The organism is Erythrobacter epiphyticus (assembly GCF_034653295.1).
In the GTDB taxonomy this organism is placed as follows: domain Bacteria; phylum Pseudomonadota; class Alphaproteobacteria; order Sphingomonadales; family Sphingomonadaceae; genus Erythrobacter.
Window position 1 is genome coordinate 1 of record NZ_JAYEEU010000003.1, and the last position, 16,892, is coordinate 16,892.

At 63.3% G+C, this 16,892-nt stretch carries 15 protein-coding genes; 10 read left to right on the forward strand and 5 right to left on the reverse strand.

Translation table 11 applies throughout. The features are described from left to right. On the forward strand, positions 1–507 hold a 507-nt coding region (locus SOQ14_RS01745), incomplete at its 5' end, for a hypothetical protein (protein WP_322896260.1). Here the strand turns inward: SOQ14_RS01745 and SOQ14_RS01750 are convergent. Next, on the reverse strand, positions 445–1,557 hold the full coding sequence (locus tag SOQ14_RS01750; protein WP_322896261.1) for a helix-turn-helix transcriptional regulator: 1,113 nt from the start codon (positions 1,555–1,557) through the stop codon (positions 445–447). The two genes, SOQ14_RS01745 and SOQ14_RS01750, sit on opposite strands and share 63 nt — an antisense overlap. Positions 1,558–1,743: 186 nt before the next feature. On the opposite strand from SOQ14_RS01750, the gene SOQ14_RS01755 reads away from it, so the two are divergent. The 7 genes from SOQ14_RS01755 (at position 1,744) to SOQ14_RS01785 (ending at position 8,656) form a co-directional block, all read left to right on the forward strand. After that, positions 1,744–2,580, forward strand: a complete 837-nt coding sequence (locus SOQ14_RS01755) for a hypothetical protein (protein WP_322896263.1) — start codon at positions 1,744–1,746, stop codon at positions 2,578–2,580. A gap of 40 nt (positions 2,581–2,620) precedes the next feature. Further along, a complete protein-coding gene (locus SOQ14_RS01760; RefSeq protein ID WP_322896265.1) occupies positions 2,621–3,298 on the forward strand; it encodes a hypothetical protein in 678 nt (225 codons plus the stop codon). Then, positions 3,298–4,104, forward strand: a complete 807-nt coding sequence (locus SOQ14_RS01765) for a CPBP family intramembrane glutamic endopeptidase (protein ID WP_322896267.1) — start codon at positions 3,298–3,300, stop codon at positions 4,102–4,104. Before SOQ14_RS01760 ends, SOQ14_RS01765 begins: the two co-directional genes overlap by 1 nt. Beyond that, positions 4,104–4,523: a hypothetical protein gene (locus tag SOQ14_RS01770; RefSeq protein WP_322896269.1), complete on the forward strand. Its 420-nt coding sequence runs from the start codon at positions 4,104–4,106 to the stop codon at positions 4,521–4,523. Before SOQ14_RS01765 ends, SOQ14_RS01770 begins: the two co-directional genes overlap by 1 nt. A gap of 130 nt (positions 4,524–4,653) precedes the next feature. Beyond that, complete coding sequence (locus SOQ14_RS01775; RefSeq protein WP_322896272.1) at positions 4,654–5,451, forward strand: hypothetical protein; 798 nt, start codon at positions 4,654–4,656, stop codon at positions 5,449–5,451. Positions 5,452–5,663: 212 nt separating this feature from the next. Then, a complete protein-coding gene (locus SOQ14_RS01780; protein WP_322896274.1) occupies positions 5,664–7,712 on the forward strand; it encodes a M13 family metallopeptidase in 2,049 nt (682 codons plus the stop codon). Positions 7,713–7,759: 47 nt separating this feature from the next. Beyond that, positions 7,760–8,656: a CPBP family intramembrane glutamic endopeptidase gene (locus tag SOQ14_RS01785; RefSeq protein WP_322896276.1), complete on the forward strand. Its 897-nt coding sequence runs from the start codon at positions 7,760–7,762 to the stop codon at positions 8,654–8,656. A gap of 452 nt (positions 8,657–9,108) precedes the next feature. Here SOQ14_RS01785 and SOQ14_RS01790 read toward each other — a convergent pair whose 3' ends face one another. Next, the gene (locus tag SOQ14_RS01790) at positions 9,109–10,113 is read right to left on the reverse strand and encodes an IS110 family RNA-guided transposase (RefSeq protein WP_322896357.1); all 1,005 of its coding nucleotides are present in this window, start codon (positions 10,111–10,113) and stop codon (positions 9,109–9,111) included. Positions 10,114–10,550: 437 nt separating this feature from the next. Here SOQ14_RS01790 and SOQ14_RS01795 point away from each other — a divergent pair, with 437 nt between their 5' ends. Further along, positions 10,551–12,938 carry a penicillin acylase family protein gene (locus SOQ14_RS01795; protein WP_322896278.1) on the forward strand — a complete coding sequence of 796 codons (2,388 nt, stop codon included), beginning with the start codon at positions 10,551–10,553 and terminating at the stop codon, positions 12,936–12,938. Between the two features lie 395 nt (positions 12,939–13,333). Here the strand turns inward: SOQ14_RS01795 and SOQ14_RS01800 are convergent, their stop codons facing one another. The 3 genes from SOQ14_RS01800 to SOQ14_RS01810 form a co-directional block, all read right to left on the reverse strand. Next, positions 13,334–13,900 (reverse strand): GNAT family N-acetyltransferase, encoded by a 567-nt coding sequence (locus SOQ14_RS01800; protein WP_322896280.1) that lies wholly within the window; start codon positions 13,898–13,900, stop codon positions 13,334–13,336. A gap of 262 nt (positions 13,901–14,162) precedes the next feature. Continuing rightward, positions 14,163–14,654 carry a GNAT family N-acetyltransferase gene (locus tag SOQ14_RS01805; protein WP_322896282.1) on the reverse strand — a complete coding sequence of 164 codons (492 nt, stop codon included), beginning with the start codon at positions 14,652–14,654 and terminating at the stop codon, positions 14,163–14,165. Positions 14,655–14,685: 31 nt separating this feature from the next. Further along, positions 14,686–15,519: a LytTR family DNA-binding domain-containing protein gene (locus SOQ14_RS01810; RefSeq protein ID WP_322896284.1), complete on the reverse strand. Its 834-nt coding sequence runs from the start codon at positions 15,517–15,519 to the stop codon at positions 14,686–14,688. A gap of 115 nt (positions 15,520–15,634) precedes the next feature. On the opposite strand from SOQ14_RS01810, the gene SOQ14_RS01815 reads away from it, so the two are divergent. Continuing rightward, positions 15,635–16,825: an acyltransferase family protein gene (locus SOQ14_RS01815; protein ID WP_322896287.1), complete on the forward strand. Its 1,191-nt coding sequence runs from the start codon at positions 15,635–15,637 to the stop codon at positions 16,823–16,825. The last annotated feature ends 67 nt before the right edge of the window (positions 16,826–16,892 follow it).

Consider the following 16,892-nt stretch of genomic DNA (forward strand, 5'->3'; position numbering starts at 1 on the left):
CTCGGCTCAAGCTTCTACGCACAGGCCGATGTGCCCGATTTGATGCGCGCCGACATTATGGGCCATGCCCGCAAGGGCACCAACGCCCTGCATTATTCCAAGCGGGTCGAGACGCATGGTGTGGCCCAAGTGCTGGCGGAATATCGCGCCTTCATGGTCAAGCAGATTGATGTCGCAACGAGCGATCTGCGCCCCCGCCCCGTTCGACTACTCCCGCTTCGCCATCGTTCGCGCACTGGCAAGCCGAGGCTCAGATTGAAGCAGGAAAAACGGATCACACCCGTGAGGGCCGCGCTGAAAGTGGAGGGACTGCGCGGCCTGATCTGGGACAAAGCTGCCAACCGGCACAGCGTGCCTGAACGACTGATTCCGCCGAAACCGGCGGTTCGCGAGCGCCGCAGCATTATCAATCCTCACGCCAGCGAACATTCTTCTGGCGACCATTCATCTTTCCGGATGAGGGAACTGCGCAGTAGCTCTGCCAACGGAACCTTGCGACGGGCATAAAGACCGACGGCGGGGAGCATCCTGCGACACTGCGGTAAGGGTTTGCGCGGCCTCTTTCCTGAGGTTGCCCGGGGTATCGCCGAACCAGTTGCGGAACGAGCGGCCGAAGCTCGACATGTCGCTGAACCCAAGCGCATCCGCCACATCCTTGAGCGATAGCGAGGTGTCCGCAAGCAGTGCAAGGGCGCGCGCCTTGCGCTCTTCCTCGACCAGCTTGTGAAAGCTCGTGTCCTGCCGCGCCAGCGATCGCACGATCGTGCGGGTGGACATGCCGAGATGCGCGGCGGCCTGCTTGAGGCGCGGCACGCGACGCATCTGGTCGAGTTGCTCGACGATGAAATCCCGCAGCGGGTTAGAGGCCTCGGTGGCCAGAACCTCGTTCTCGAGCGCCGCCAATTTGGCACAGGCCACGTCCCAGACCAGCGGATCGAAATACGGATTGGCCTGATCGAGCCAACTGCGCGGGAAACGCAGCGCATTGGCTTCACCTGCAGGCTCGATCCGGCAATGGAAGGCCGCCAGCGCGGCCTGCGCTTCCGGAATGTCGTGGTGATGCGTCATGATGCACATGCCAGCCAACTGTTCGCCGCGATAGGCGACGATCGAGCGTTGCAGCAGCGTGAGCGCGCAGAGCGCAAAGGAATCGAACAGTGCGCCCATCGGCCATGCGGGGCGCAGCGCGATCTCGAACTGCCTCGCGTGCTCGCGCGTATCTACCCCGACCCACGAGTTGCGCGCCCCGAGCCCGCGCGCGACCATGGTGATCGAGCTGCCGAGATCGGGACCATGCAAGACCGCGAGTTCACCGGCGAGGCTGAGCGCCGGGCGCGGCCGGATAAGCATCGCTTCGACGAGCACAAAAATATCAGCATTTTCGACGATGTTGGCCATGATGAGAATGTCGTCGGCGCGCGAAAGCATGGCAGGCAAAGGGCCAATTCTACCGGCCAACGAAGTGCCCGAGCAGAGCCAGCCGGGCCAGTCCAGCCATTCTCCGAGATGCTGAAGTGTCGCGGTCGGGATGCGGGTTGCCGCTCTTGCTCCCATCATGGCGATCGCGAACCGTGCGTCTTCGCGCGGGGAGCGCTCGGGGACGGCGGCTTGCCCTGCCGATGTTTGCAACGATCTCTTGTCGACCGAATGCATCGCGATAAATTCTCCCCACGCCGCCGCAGGTGCAAGACTAGCGCAAAGTGCAGCCAGAGCAAACAGGCAGGCACCATCTCGCGCCGATAGATGTCACTATTTGTCCATTATCTGGCGAGCATTGACAATAGCCTTGCAGGCGAGCTTGGCGCACTATCCCATCCGGACAGGGACTTGATCGCCGCGCGCGGCGGCTTGCTGGTGGCAAGTGCATGCAGCGCGGCAGGGATGGGGGAATTTATGGCGGACATTCGTGCGAGTGCCGGGGGCTTGGTATTGGCGGCGGCAGTGCTGGCGCTGGTGGCGGCTTGTCAGAGCGCACCGGCTGAGGCTCCGGCAGATGCAGCGCCGGGCGAATTTGTTTGGCCGACCAGCCTCAAGGTTGTCGGCGATGGCTATCCCGGCCCCGGCGCGCCGTGCCGCCGGATCGGCGAAAGCACCGCAACGATCGACTTTCTCGATGACAGCGCGGCGCTGGTCGGCTGCCCGAGCGTTGCTGAGGCAGATAAGCTTGGGGGCAAGGTGCTCGCCACCATCGACGGGGTCACGCTGATCTCGGTGCCGAATGATCGCGCGGCAACGCCCGGCGATGGCGACGGGCAAGGCGATGCGCTGGTTGCGGGCACCAATTACAACGCCACGGCGCAGATCCGCTGCGCCGGGCATAAGGGTGCAGCTGCCGCGATGTGCGATGCCGGGGTGATCCGCAGCGGCACCGACGGCACGACAGTCGAGGTGATGCTGCCGGGCGGCGTGAAGCGGGCGATCTTCTTCAATCCCGATGGCAGTTTTCTCACTTTCAGCACCGCCGAGGCCGATGGCACCGCCGCGATGACGATCAGTTCCACGCGCAAGGGCGACACCACCATCGCCAGGCTGGGCAGTGAGACCTACGAAGTCCCGGATGCCTTCGTGACCGGCGATTGAGAGCGGCACGGCGCAAAGCGGAAGCTGGCAGGGGGCTGGCATGGATTTCATGAGGCTGCTCAAGTCGCTCGAAGAGCTGCTTTATGAAGTCATGGTGATGCTCGTGTTCTTTCCGCGCACGCTTTACCTCGTGCTCCGCCATCCCCAGCGGATGATGGATTATGCCGATACCGAACTCGGCGATGTCCAGTCCGAACAATATAACGACACGCTCAGCCCGCCGCTGTTTCTGATGATCTGTCTGGCGGTGAATCACTTGATCGAGCAGGCGCTTCCTGCCGCCGATCGGGCAAGCCTGCCGGCGTTCCTGCACGACACGCAAAACCTGTTGATGTTCAGGGTGTTCATGTTCAGCCTGCTGCCGCTGGTGCTCGCGCTCCGGCTGCTGGCGCGGCTCGGCATTGCGCTCGATCGCGAAACGCTGCGCCCTGTGTTCTACAGCCAGTGCTTCGTCACCGCGCCAATCGCCATGATGGTCGGGCTGGCGACCGGCTTGTGGCAAATCGGCGGAACCACACCTGCACAGATCGCGACAGTCATCTTTTGGGGCGGCATTTTCTGGTATCTGGTTCAGCAAACCCTCTGGTTCCGCGCCAAGCTGAAAAGTGGCTATGGCATTGCCGCCCTGAATGCCGTCGGCGCGAGCCTGGTTGCCGTGTTGCTCATCATCATCACAGCGGTGACGATCGGCTTTGTCACCGCCATGCAGGCGCGCTGATGGCAACGCCGCGTGCCCGGCTCGCAATCGCTTTGATCGTGGTCATCACCTGGGCGGCGATTACCATTCTGGTGCCCGAATGGCAGGCGCAGGGCAAGACAACGCTGCAAGAACTGGTGACGCGCGATCTGGCCTGGGGGGTGGCGGGCGCGGCGGCGTTTCTGGTGGTGGCGGCGTGGCTGGCGGGCTGGCGCGATCTGGGGCTGAAAGCGCCCGGCCCGCGCGGGTGGTGGAAGCTCATGTGGCTGCCTGCGCTTTATCTTGCGGTGCTGGGCGGGCTTGGCATCACCACGGGCAAGTTCACCGCAGCCGTGGTGGTGATGATGCTCACCAACATGGCAATGGTCGGCTTCAGCGAAGAGCTGGCGTTTCGCGGCGTGCTGTGGGGGGCGGCCCGGCGCGCCCTGCCGTTCTGGGCGGGCTTCGTGCTGGTCTCGGCAGCGTTCGGCCTTGTCCATGTGCTCAATGCCCTCCTCACCGGAGAGCTTGCCACCGCTGGCGTGCAGGCGCTCAACGCTTTCATGAGCGGATCAGCCTTCCTTGCGCTGCGCATCCGCACCCGCTCGCTGCTGCCGGTAATGGCGGTGCATGGCCTGTGGGATTTCACCGTGTTTCTCGTCGGCAGCGGGGCAGCGCTCGATCCGGCAGCTCCGGCCGCCGCCTGGCAGGAGCAACTCACCTATGGCCTCATGCTGACCGGTCCGCTGTTCCTTTACGGACTGTGGCTGGTGCGCAGCGAAGCATCGCGCGCGGGCTGGCGCGATGATGGGATCATGGATCCAGCCCATCCAGCAGGAGAACCGTAATGCGCTTTATCCTTCCCCTCGCCGCCGCGCTGATAGCGGTGACCGCGGCCAGCGTGCCGCTCGCCCCCGCAGCGCTTGCCCAGAGCGCCAAGCCCGAACGGGTGCAGTTCGCCAAGGGCGCCTCGTCCAAGACCATCAAGGGCACGCTCAAAGGCGATCACTCGCGCCAGTTCGTGGTCAATGTCCGTGCCGGGCAGACGATGACAGTCAAGCTGACGGCCAGCAATGGTTCGACCTATTTCAACGTCACCGCGCCGGGCGCACAGCAAGCGATGTTCATCGGCTCGACCTCGGGCGACACCATGACCGAGGTGATCCCCTCATCGGGTGATTACACCGTCGATCTGTTCATGATGCGCAATGCCGCGCGCCGCGGCGAGGTGACCAGCTTTACGATCACCATCGGCGCAACCGGCTGATTGCAAGGGTGCCTGCCACGGCCAGACTGGCGCAAAACGTCCACCGGCTGGCACGAAATGTCCAATGCGCAGGGGCTTTTTCTATGAGACGCTCCTTATTGGACGGATGGGATGAAAAGAGGGGGTTAAGATGATCAAACCTGCAGGAAAATTGTGCGCGCTGCTGGCAACGGCGGCGATGGTGGCAGCGCCGGTGGCAGCGCTTGCCGACACGCCCGGATCGGTGCGCGATCTGGTGGGCGCGCGCGGATCGAGCGGCGAGGAACAGCTTGAATATCGCGGCTTCCACCGCATTTCGGGCCACACCGAATATGACAGCAAGATCAATTACTGGTGGAATGGCAACACCAAGGAATGCATCAAGGCTGTGACCTATGACGGCAATTTCCGCTCGCTCGACAAGACCACGGCCGCCGATTGCGGCCAGAAGGGCAACAGCGGCGACAAGGCTGCGGCGGTTGCCGTGGGCGCTGCTGCCCTGCTCGGGATCGTCGCGCTCGCCAGCAAGTCGCACCACCGCAATGGCCAGGACTATGACGAGCGCGGCACCGCCGAATTTGAACGCGGCCACCGCGACGGACTGTATGGGCAGGCCTATCACAACTACAACAACAACACCGCCTATTCGAGCGGCTATGACAGCGGCGTGCGCGAACGCTCCGAGCAGACGAGGTATCGCGGCGGCTACAATTATGGCGGCGGCTACAGCTCCTATGTCGATGTCAACGATTTGAACGGGACGAACCGCCAGGCCGCCATCGGCCAATTGCAGAACCGCGGCTTCAGAATGCTCGACAACAAGGTGGTGGGCGATACCCGCTACATGACCTTCTGGCGCGAGGCTTCGCGCCAGTGCATCGTCACCAACTCGAGCGGCGGCAATATCTATTCGATCGAAGCTGTCTCGCCCCGCACCTGTCGGGGTTGAGGTTTGATGGCCGGGCCAGCGCTGCTTGCGCGCTGGCCGACCCAACGGGCTCGAAGTCCGGCCCCTTGGGGGCGACGGCGAGGCGGCTGACCGGCCAGGGGGCACGGGCCCGGTCAGCCGCAATTGCCTCACTGCAAGGATGACCGCCAGGGCATCGCCCCGTGCCTTGTGGCGCTGCCCCAGTGCGGCCTGCTATTTCGGGAGGGGTATTCATGACACGACATCTGCTTGCTCTCGTCAGCGCCGCCGGGCTCCTGTTGATGCCGCCCGTGGTGCGCGCTTCGCCCGATCCGGCCGCCACGCCGGGCGAGCCGGGCTGGGGTGTCGACACCGCTGCCCTGTCGGCCACGATCCGTCCCGGCGACGATTTCTACCGCTATGTCAACGAAGGCTGGCTCAAGACCGCCAAGCCGCCCGAGGGCGTTCCCTATATCGACGCCTCGGTGGAGGTCTATCTCGCCACCGAGCAGCGCGTCGCCGAACTGATCGCGATGGCGCGCGAGAGCACCGACGAACCCGGCAGTCCCGAACGGATGATCGGCGACTTCCACCGCTCGCACGCCGACGTGGCGCGGCGCAATGCGCTCGGCCTCACCCCGATTGCCAGCACGCTGGCGATCATCGGCGGTACCGAGGACCGCGCCAGCTTCGCCCGGATCATGGCCTATCCGTGGATGGACGGCTTCATCGGCGGGGGCGTGGTCGCCGATGTCGACGATCCTTCCCGCCAGATCGCAGCCATCGGCGCGAGCGGCCTGACCATGCCCTCGCGCGACTATTACCTCACCGACCAAGAGCCCTATATCGGCCACCGGCAGGCGCTGCGTGACTACATCGCCGACAGCTTCCGCCGCGCCGGGATCGATGATCCCGATGGCCACGCCGCGGCCGTGCTGGCGCTCGAGATCGCGATCGCCGAAAAGCACTGGACCCTCGCCCAGACGCGCGACGTGGTGCGGATGAACAATGTCATGTCGCCCGCCGAGCTCAAGGCCTATGCGCCCGGCTTTGCATGGGACGCCTTCCTCGCCGAGCAGGGCTTTGATGGCCAGCAGCGCATCAAGGTGATGACCGATACCGCGGTGAAGGACATGGCGCAGCTGTTCGCCGCCACCCCGGTGCGCGACCTGCAATCCTTCCTGATGTTCAAGACGCTCGATCACTGGGCGCCGTCGCTGTCGGAACCCTGGGTGCAGGCCCATTTCGACTTTCACAGCAAGCGCCTGCAATCGGTCCCGCAGCGCCGCGCCGCCGAATTCGAGAGCATCGCCGCGGTCAATGCCGTGCTGGGCGAGGAGATCGGGCGGCTCTATGTCGCCAACTATTTCGGCGCGTCCGACCGGGCCAAGGTCGCCGAGATGGTCGGCTATCTGCGCACCACCTATGCCGCGCGGATCGCGCAGCTTGACTGGATGGACGCGCCGACCCGGGCCGAGGCGCTGCGCAAGCTTGACCGGATCACCACCAAGATCGGTTTTCCCGAACAATGGCATGATCGCTCGGGCGTCAGGATCGCGCCCGACGATCTGGTCGGCAACCGTGCCCGGTTGCAGCAGTGGGCGCACAAGGACAGCCTGAAGAAGCTGGAAGAAGGCACGCGGGCCTGGGAGTTTCCCTATTCCCCGCACGAGATCAACGCCGGCTACAGCCCGTCGGCCAATACGATCATCTTCCCCGCCGGGATCCTGCAACCGCCGTTCTTCGATCCCAAGGCCGACATTGCGGTCAATTTCGGCTCGATCGCGGCGGTGATCGGTCACGAGATCGGCCACGGCTTCGACGATCAGGGCAGCCGTCAGGACGGTGACGGCAAGTTGCGCAACTGGTGGACCGACGCGAGCCGCGCCGAGTTCGAGAAACGCACTGCGGGCCTTGTCGAGCAGTTCAACGGCTACGAAGCCTTGCCCGGGCTCCATATCAACGGCCGCCAGAACCTCGGCGAGAACATCGGCGATCTCGGCGGCCTGTCGGTCGCCTATGCTGCCTATCGCGCTTACGTGGCGGACAAGCAGGGCGGCAAGGCACCGGTGATCGACGGCTTCACCGGCGACCAGCGCTTCTTCCTCGCGTGGGGCCAGCTGTGGCGCAACATCACCGGGGAAGCCGAAATCCGCCGCAAGGTGCTGTCCGACGTCCATTCGCCGGTCGAGTTCCGGGTCAACGGCGTCGTGCGCAATGTCGACGCCTGGTACGAGGCCTTCGGCGTGAAGCCGGGCGACAAGCTCTACCTGCCCCCCGAACAGCGGGTGCGGATCTGGTGACCTCCGCAAGCGGGGCAGTTTCAATCAACGACAAGGGGGATCATGCCATGACCGACCACGCCGAACCGACGCCGCTGTGGCTGCGCATCCTGCAATTTCCGCCGATCAAGCTGTTCCTGCTCGGCTACCCGCTGTTCTATTGCATCGGGTACAGCAATGCCTTTCAGGACCTGACCAAAGGCCTCCACCTGCCATCGGCCTTCGCCGTGGCCGGGATGGTGGCGCTGGCGATGTGGATCTATGTCGGCTTCGGCCGGCTCATCGAGCGCCGCGAGATCAGCGATCTGGCGTTCAATCCCGGCCTTAGGGAGCTGGGCATCGGGATGGTGGTCGGCTCGGGGCTCTATACCCTCGGCGTGCTGGTGCTGATCCTGCTCGGATACGGGCGGATCGAGGGCATGAATCCGGTCGTGGTCATGATCCCCGCACTCTATCAGGCGTGCAGCGCGGGCTTTCTGGAGGAACTGCTGTTCCGCGGGGCGCTCTACCGGATCGTCGAGGAATGGCTAGGCAGCTGGATTTCGGTGATCGTGTCCTCGGTGGTGTTCGGCGCGGTCCACCTCACCAACCCCGACGCGACGCTGACCGGCGCGATCTTCATCAGCATCGAAGCCGGCCTGCTGCTGGCGGCGGCCTATATGCTCACCCGGCGGCTGTGGCTGGGCATCGGCTTCCACATCGCCTGGAACTACACCCAGTCGGCCGTGTTCGGCGGGGTGGTGTCGGGCAGCATCGCGCAGCCGGGGCTGTTCAAGACGGTGTTCACCGGCCCCGATCTGGTGACCGGCGGCGGCTTCGGGCTCGAAGCGAGTCTCATCCCCTGCCTCATCGCGACCACGACCGGCGCGTTCCTCGCTTACAAGGCCGTGCAGCGCGGCAACGTGGTGCTACCGTTCTGGAGCCAGCCCAACGACTCGCCAAAGATCGCCCTTGCCAATGCCTAACGTCTCGTACTGGGCGGCACGAAGCGGGCTGACCGGCCCGCAGTTGGCGGGTGCAACTTATGTCAAAAGCATACTTAGATAAGGCTTGTCCGAGCGACCTCGTCTGGATCGGGAGCCGTCACTGCTCATCTCGGGCCGCAAATGGCGGCTTTGCCACGCTTTCGGAAAATTGCTGCCGTTCAGTAAGCGACCCCTGTGTGGACGGCTCTCCGTTGGCGAGGGTCTTTTTGCACTGCGCTGGCTGGTCGTGGCGCCCATGTGTCCGGCCTGTATGCGCGGCTTTGCATGGCCGCTGGCCCTGATGTCATTCGCGCGGTTCAGGTCCCTCCCGATTGCACGCACTCGAAGTGCTGGGGTCGGACGGGTTCTCCTGCTCCGGCGGTTTCAACCGGCTTGTTGCGTCAGTTCAGTCTGCCCTCTCCAACTGGTGTAGCGCCTTGGGGCGCGATCTCTCAGTCGGCTGCCATCTCCGCTTCGCGGTAAGCCTCGCCCGTTGCCAACATCGCCCAGATGATCCGGACGTTCTTGTTCGCCAGCGCGACAGCAGCAACCTTGGGCTTCTTGCGCGACAGCAACTGCGTCACCCAGGGGCGCTTGGTGCTGCCCCGCTTCGCTCGCCGCACCACTGCCATGGCACCGACCACGAGCAGCTCGCGCAGGTAGGTGTTGCTAGCCTTGGTGATGCTGCCAAGCCGCTCCTTGCCGCCGCTCGAGTTCTGGCGAGGGGTCAGGCCGACCCATGCTGAGAGGCTTCGCCCGCCACTAAAGGTAGAAGGATCAGGCACGCAGGCCACGATCGCGCTGGCCAGCAGCGGGCCTATGCCGGGTATCTTCATCAGCCTGCGGCCTGCTTCGGTTCTGCGGGCATCGGCCAGAATGCGCCGATCGTTGTCGAGGATCTGCTCCTTCACCATCTCGAGCTGGGTGCACAGCACCGCAAGGCAGGCCTGGGCCTCGTCGGGCAAGCGCGCATCATCCTGATCGGCGATGACCGCGATCAGCCTCTCCAGTCCCCCGCGTCCGATGGCTGCGGTAATGCCGAACTCGGCCATGTGCGCGCGCAGGGCATTGCTGATCTGGGTGCGTTGCCGCGTCAGGATCTTGCGCACCCGGTGCAGCATCATGGTCGCCTGCTGGTCCGGCGACTTCGCACCCACGAACCGCATCGTCGGACGGGTCACAGCTTCACAGATCGCCTCGGCATCGGCAGCGTCGTTCTTGCCGCGCTTCACATAGGGCTTCACGTATTGCGGCGGCATCAGCTTGACCTCGTGCCCGAGCGCGGTCAGCTCACGGGCCCAGTGGTGGGCTGAGGCGCAGGCTTCCATGCCGACGAGGCAGGGCGGCAGCTTCTCGAACAGCTTCAGCAGCTGACCGCGCGTAAGCCTGCGCCGCAGCACTGCCTCGCCCTGCGCGTTGACACCGTGAACCTGAAAAACAGACTTTGCCAGATCCAGCCCAACAACCGGCTTACAAAGTTGGGGGGATTGGCAGGTTCAAGATCAATATGTTATACTATGACATGTAATCGACAGCGAAGGAGTTTGTTGAGGATAGATCACGGTGTTTCTTTGCGACGCTCGCTGCCAAAGTCTGATTGTCCGACCATCAAGCGGAATTTGCTCGACGAACGAATTTGCTGTCACTCACCGAGGACATGAAAACACTCGCAAGGCTTCGCAGCAGCATCGCGCAAAGGCGGCGGCACCGATCGTTGCTCAATGCTCCTGCCTCACCTCGTTCCGCGAAGCCGTGTTGCATGAAATTGCCTGATCTGCGCAGCCCCTTGGTGCTGACGGGGGACGATTAAAAGAGTATAGCCTGCGTCCGGGGCAGCACCGCGCGCTGACCGCGGATTCAATATCAGGTGACCCGTTTTCTGGGAGAACGATCCATGCGCCTACGCCTTACCGTTCTGCTCGCTGCGCTGAGCGCGCTCACCCCTGTTGGCGCGGCGGCCCAGTCGCGGCTTGATGCCGGACCGCAGGTGGCAGGGCAGTTGCGCCTGCCGCAGCTCAGCGAGGCGGTCACGGTGCACCGCGACGCGCACGGTATCCCCTATATCTTTGCCAAGAACACCCCCGATCTCATTCGCGCGCAAGGTTTCGTGACGGCGCAGAACCGCCTGTTCCAGCTCGAATTCTATCGCCGCAGCATCACCGGGCGGCTGGCGGAAGTGGTGGGCGAGGCCGGGCTTGCCAATGATCGCGAGATGCGGCTCATTGGCCTGCGCCGCAACGCGCTGCGCCATGCGGCGGCGCTTTCGCCCGAGGCCCGCCAGTTCATCGGCTGGTATGTCGAAGGGCTCAATGCCTATATCGCGGGCCAGCAAGGCGATTTTCCAGGTGAGCTTAAACTGCTGGGGCTCACGCCCGATCCCTGGACAATCGAGGATGTCGTCACCATCCTCCACTTTGCCAACTGGTCGCAGGCGGCCAATTACAAGGCCGAATTGCTCACGCAAAAGCTGATCGATCGGTTCGGCCTTGATTATGTGCGCGGCAACCTGCTGCCGATCCTCGTCAATCCCGATCGCAAGGAAAACGCAGTGCGCGCCCCCGAAGGCGCGGCGAGCCAATTGGCGCTGGCCGAGGGGCGCATGCTGCTTGATCCCGATGCCGCCAGCGAGTGGCTGGCGGTGGGCAGCAACAATTGGGCAGTCGCGCCCTCGCGGAGCGCAAGCGGGGCAAGCGTTGTCGTCAACGATCCGCATCTTGATGCCCGCGCCCTGCCCGGATCGTGGCATCCCGTGGGCCTTCACGCCCCCGGCATCTCGGCCATCGGCGTCGCGCTCCCCGGCGTTCCCGGCCTTGTCATCGGACGCACCGGCCATGTCGCTTTCGGCGTCACCAATGCCTATGGCGACAGTCAGGATCTCTTCATCGAAACCGAAGCGCCCGGCCAGCCGGGGCATTATCTGGAAGATGGCGCGGCGATCCCGTTCGGCACACTCACGGAAACGATCCGGGTGCGCGACAAGGATGCGCCGGGCGGCTTTCGCACCGAAACGCTCACCATCCGCACCACCAACCGCGGGCCGATCGTTGCCGAAGGGCTGGCGGGCGGCAAGCTTTTGAGCCTGCGCACAGCAGCCGCCGAAATCGCGCCGGGCGGCGGGCTCGGCATCGATCAATTGCTCACCGCACGCAATGTCGGCGAAGTCGACAACGCCGTGCAGGCGATGGACGTATTCTATTTCAACTATGTGTTCGGCGACAAGCAGGGCGGGATCGGCCACCGCGCCAGCGGGCGCATCCCGCTGCGCGCCACCGGGCACGGCGCCTGGCCGACGGCGGCCTCGGCGCAGGACAACTGGATCGGCACTCTGCCGCCTGCAATGATGCCGGGCCAGATTTCGCCCGCACGCGGCTGGGTCGGCACTGCCAATCACGACACCCGGCCTGACAGTCTCGGGCAATATTACACCAGCTACGCCTCGCCCGATTATCGCTACAGCCGCATGAAGCAGGTTCTCGACAAGGCGAGCAAGATGACCACCGGTGATCAACTGGCGCTGATGCTCGATACGCAGAACCTGCAAGCCCCGCGCCTGCTGCCCGCGATGATCGCCGCGCTCGAAAGCGTGCCCGAACAGGCTGATCTCGCCCGCATTCTGGCGGCCTGGGACGGGCGCGACAAGGCCGATGCGGCGGCTCCGCTGATCTATCACCGGCTCTACCAGCAGATCGCCTTCGAAACGTTTGTCGACGAGATGGGCGAGCCGCTGGCGATGGATTATCTCAAGCAGTGGTATGTCTGGCAGGAGAGGTTCGATCGGCTGGTGGCGACCCCCGATGCGCCATGGTTCGACGACACCCGCACGCCCGAGCGTGAGACCCTGCCCGATCTCATCCGCCGCGCCGCAGCCACCGTGCGCCCCAAGCTTGCCGCGCGCCACAGCGCTGATCCGGCAGGCTGGACCTGGGGGAGCGAGCACCGCATCGCTTTCTTCAGCCTGCTGCGCCCGTCGGGGCCTCAACGCGATGCTTTCGGCTTTCCCGAAAGGGCGATGGATGGCTCGGGCGAAACCCTGATGCGCGCGCGCACCGCCTTCATGGGCGAGCCGGTGGAATTCTTCGCCTCGATGCGCTTTGTCGCGGATCTGGGCGATGACGAGAAGGTGCAATCGGTGCTGTCGGGCGGCGCGGTCGACCGCCAGTTCCACCCGCACCAGAAAGATCAGCTGCCCGCCTGGAGCGATGGCAAGCTGCTCGACTGGTGGCTTGCGCCTGCAAAGATCGAGGCCAACAGCAAGGCTAGGCAAACGCTTGCGCCTGATTAAGATTGAGTTTTTTTCTTTTAGGGTCCCATCACTTGCGCTGATGTGGGCGAATTCCTCTTTGTGAAATACAATCAACCGGTGCCGAAGGCTGTCGCCTTTTAGAATTTTTTCACAATCTCGTGCAAAGCGGACGCTAAGATTCACCAAGTGATGGGTGAGCGATCGTGAGCTTTGAAGCGACTGAACGGCTGCTTTTGGAGCAACCGGATATTCTGCTCGGCGTTCTGAAATGACCGTGTCTGGTCGGAAGCAGAGGTTTGTTGCTCTGATCGAAAACGCGAAGTCTGGGTTGGCAACCCAAAAAAGGGACAACGCGGGCCGCGGACGGCAGCATTTGGCAATTGCTGTTGTTTATGAAACGAGCCCCTTTCGGACCTGAAGCTGATCAGTGCTTATTATCGTTGAAAGGGATCGACCGCGATCTCACGTCTTAGAACGACATCACCGTCGTCATAGGCCCAAAGCTCAAGATCCTGTGGGACTTCGGCAAGTGCGAACCCTAGGCGCTTGCAAAGAGCCAGAGACGGCGTGTTGTCTCGGGTGACACAAGCCCAGAAGCGCTTCACCCCTACTTGCCTGAAGTGATCGATCATCGCCTCGGCAGCCTCTCTTGCATAGCCTTTGCCCCAAACGCTCGGCACGAACACGAATGCGATCTCCGCATCCTTATCTTGCACGAGGACTTCTAGCCTGCCGATACAAGTCTGGAGCTCCGCCGTCCTGACTACGAAGGGATGAAAGCGGGAGCCAACGTCGCGGCTGTTAGCTGCCCTTTCCATTTCTGCGAATTGCTCGCGCAGGGCCGCTTGCGATGAAGGCATGTCCTTCGGGGAGAAGAATCGATTCACGCGTTCGTCGAGCAAGTCGACCAGTTCATCTGCATGATCCGCAAGCAGTGGTTCGACAATGAGGCGCTGTGTTTTCAAGACGCCGCATTGCCATCGGACCGCTTCGCTGTCCATTCCGATCGGCGAGCTAACGGGGAGCCGCCGTTCTGCTTCCCCCAGTCGAAGTCATAAGCCGGGCCGAGGCTCGACCCGGAGGGTGGCATGACGGCTTCCGGCGGAATCAGACATTGCCGTTGATGCTCGGGAATGGCCAGGCATGGGTCGGGAACTGCCAGCAGGTCTTGAGAAGACACCGGCCATCGATTTTTCATGATCGCAACCGTAATAGTATATCATATTATGACGTTTCGATCTCGAACCTGCAATCGCAACCGTCTCATCTACCATTCTGCGCTGGCTCACATCGCCGACTTGCGGGGATGCCAAGCCTGAGCGTCAGAAGAGCGAAATCGCGCCCCTCCTCGTCCCGCGCTTTTCGGCTGACCAGATCGAAGCCACAATGCGTATAGAAGGCAACAGCGGACCTGTTCTGCTCATAGACGTCGACGGTCAATCTGCCGAGGCGCTTGGCCGCGTGTTCGATAAGCTGCCGGCCAATACCACTGCGATGAACCAGCGGGTCAACAAACAGGCCGCCGATATGGTTGTCGAGCAGCGCAATGAACCCCTGCTGCCCCTCATCCCATGCGAGCCAGTGATCGGCGAGGTCGAAATAGACGTCGCGGACCTTTTCCCTCTGTGCTTCGAGCACCTCCTCCCCGAGAAAGGCGTGGCCAACGTGCGACGCGGCCAGCCAGATGCGCAGCATCTCGGCCCGGTCGTCGACTTTCGCTCTTCGGATCAACAGCATGGCGGTGTGCGTGAACACGACGCGACATGTATTGCAAGCGGACCCGGCATCAGCCGAGGTTCTGCCGGAACCGTCGGCTACCGCCTATCACTTTCCCTGACCGCAAGGTGATGTCAAAGTCGCCGCTCTGACGCGTCTGTGCTGACGCAATCGCCGTGCGCCGCACGAGCCGTGATCGATGAATGCGAACAAAGCCGTGGGCTGCAAGCTCTGCCTCGACATCTGCCATGGTGCGACGCGCCAGTTCGCTGCCGAAGCTGCCATGCAGTTCAACGTAATTGCCCGCCGCGTTGACCCAGTCGATCTCCTCCGGGTGCAGCATCACCACACGGCTGCCGTCGCGCACCTCGATGAGGGCCGGCTCGACATGAGGCGACAAGGATGCCGAGGGCGTAGTTGTAAGCCGCCGCGCGAGCAGAAACACGGCAAGGATCGAAGCATAGGTAATTACATCCTTGCGCGCTTCAAAGAGCACCCGTTCGGACAGGGGCATATCCGGCAGATAGTCTTGCCCGCCAATGGCAAAGGTCGCACTTCGCAGCAACGCCATCAGCACTGTATGAGCCAGCGACACCGTGAGACAGGCTAAGGCATGGCCGATTGCTGCTTGCCATACCGGGCGCGGTGACAAGCGAATTGCTACCAGCAGGATGATCGGCAACAGGGCCAGCCATGCCACAAAACTGGTGCCCTCAAGCGTCCACGCCTGCCACGGCGGAATCGGTTGGCCGAGCGCGCGGCGCTGGTCGATCAGACTGACAGCGTTGACCGCCATGTAAAGCAAGCCAAAGCCGGCATAGGCGATCGCGACAAGGGCACGCGCATCGCGCAGCAGACGCGAATAGCGCTGCTCGCCGCTCGTCCCTCGTTCCCCACCGCTCATCAAAACCCGCCCCGCATCCTGTCCCACTGGTTCCGCCGTCCGTCACCTGCGCCGCGACAGTGCAGGGCCTCAGCGGCAAGTCTTGGTGAGACCTTAAATGCGATGGAGATGCGACATGCAAGCTACCTCACCGATGACTGGCCGGCAATATGGCCTCGACTGGCTCAGGATCGGTGCCTTCGCGCTGCTGATCCTCTACCATATCGGCATGTTCTTTGTGCCGTGGGGCTGGCACGTGAAGGCCACCGAGCCGGTCGCATGGGCGGTATGGCCGATGATGGCCATCAATCCATGGCGGCTCATTCTGCTGTTCGTAATCTCGGGCGTGGTGTCGCGTGCGCTCTTGGGAAAACTTGCTGGCACGAGGGGCTTTGCCATCAGCCGTTCAGCCCGACTTGCCGTGCCGCTGCTAGCCGGGATGGCGTTGTTCGTGGCACCCCAACCATGGTTCGAACTGCACGACCGCAGGGCTTATGATGCCAGCTTCGCCCATTTCTGGCTTCACGACTATTTCGAATTCGGCGCAAGCCTCGGTCTCGTGCTGCCAACCTGGAACCACCTGTGGTTCGTCGCCTATCTTTGGGCCTATTCGCTGGTCCTGGCGGGACTGGCCGCATTGCCCATCGCGCTGCGGGCAAAGCTGCAAGCGGCGTTCGACGCGCTGTTTTCCGGCTGGCGCCTGGTGGTGCTGCCGATCGCATGGCTCGCCTTCGCGCGGCTGGTGCTGCACCCTGTGTTCGGCGAGACTCATGCGCTGGTGGATGATCCCTATGCCCATGCGCTCTACGCATTTGCCTTCTTCTTTGGTGTAGCACTCGCGCGCTCGCAGACGACATGGGCCACGATCCTTGGGCACTGGCGGAGCATGCTCGGCCTTGCCGTGCTGGGTTGCGCTGCCATGTTCATAGCCGACAGCGTGCGCGAGGCCGCACCCGCTTGGGAAATCGTCCGGCTCATCGGCCGCGCGGTGCTGGCCTGGAGCGCGATCCTCGGCCTGCTCGGCTTTGCCCAGACCCGGCTCAACCACGACAGCCCTATGCGCCGCTATTTGACCGAGGCGATCTTTCCCTATTACATCGCCCATCAGACCATCATCATTGCGGCCGGTTTCTGGCTCAAGCAGGCAGGTGCCGACAATGGGCTGTCGTTCTTCATCATCCTGCTGACCACTGTGCTCGGGTGCGCTGCCACCTATGAACTCGCGCGTCGGGTAAACTGGCTGCGACCTTTCCTTGGCCTGAAGCAGCTCGCTGCGCAGCAGACCGACACCGGTTGGCTTGCCAGGGGAAAACAACCCCAAGCCTGATCTGCCGGCCCGGCCAGGACCGGGCTTCGGCACCCGTCAGCCTTTCCCCTACTCGTCCCGTGCCACA

Excerpts from the sequence above, each read along its gene's own strand:
- SOQ14_RS01750 (WP_322896261.1), bottom strand. The coding sequence starts at position 1,557 with ATGATGGGAGCAAGAGCGGCAACCCGCATCCCGACCGCGACACTTCAG.
- SOQ14_RS01755 (WP_322896263.1), top strand. The coding sequence starts at position 1,744 with ATGTCACTATTTGTCCATTATCTGGCGAGCATTGACAATAGCCTTGCA.
- SOQ14_RS01760 (WP_322896265.1), top strand. The coding sequence starts at position 2,621 with ATGGATTTCATGAGGCTGCTCAAGTCGCTCGAAGAGCTGCTTTATGAA.
- SOQ14_RS01765 (WP_322896267.1), top strand. The coding sequence starts at position 3,298 with ATGGCAACGCCGCGTGCCCGGCTCGCAATCGCTTTGATCGTGGTCATC.
- SOQ14_RS01770 (WP_322896269.1), top strand. The coding sequence starts at position 4,104 with ATGCGCTTTATCCTTCCCCTCGCCGCCGCGCTGATAGCGGTGACCGCG.
- SOQ14_RS01775 (WP_322896272.1), top strand. The coding sequence starts at position 4,654 with ATGATCAAACCTGCAGGAAAATTGTGCGCGCTGCTGGCAACGGCGGCG.
- SOQ14_RS01780 (WP_322896274.1), top strand. The coding sequence starts at position 5,664 with ATGACACGACATCTGCTTGCTCTCGTCAGCGCCGCCGGGCTCCTGTTG.
- SOQ14_RS01785 (WP_322896276.1), top strand. The coding sequence starts at position 7,760 with ATGACCGACCACGCCGAACCGACGCCGCTGTGGCTGCGCATCCTGCAA.
- SOQ14_RS01795 (WP_322896278.1), top strand. The coding sequence starts at position 10,551 with ATGCGCCTACGCCTTACCGTTCTGCTCGCTGCGCTGAGCGCGCTCACC.
- SOQ14_RS01800 (WP_322896280.1), bottom strand. The coding sequence starts at position 13,900 with ATGGACAGCGAAGCGGTCCGATGGCAATGCGGCGTCTTGAAAACACAG.
- SOQ14_RS01810 (WP_322896284.1), bottom strand. The coding sequence starts at position 15,519 with ATGAGCGGTGGGGAACGAGGGACGAGCGGCGAGCAGCGCTATTCGCGT.
- SOQ14_RS01815 (WP_322896287.1), top strand. The coding sequence starts at position 15,635 with ATGCAAGCTACCTCACCGATGACTGGCCGGCAATATGGCCTCGACTGG.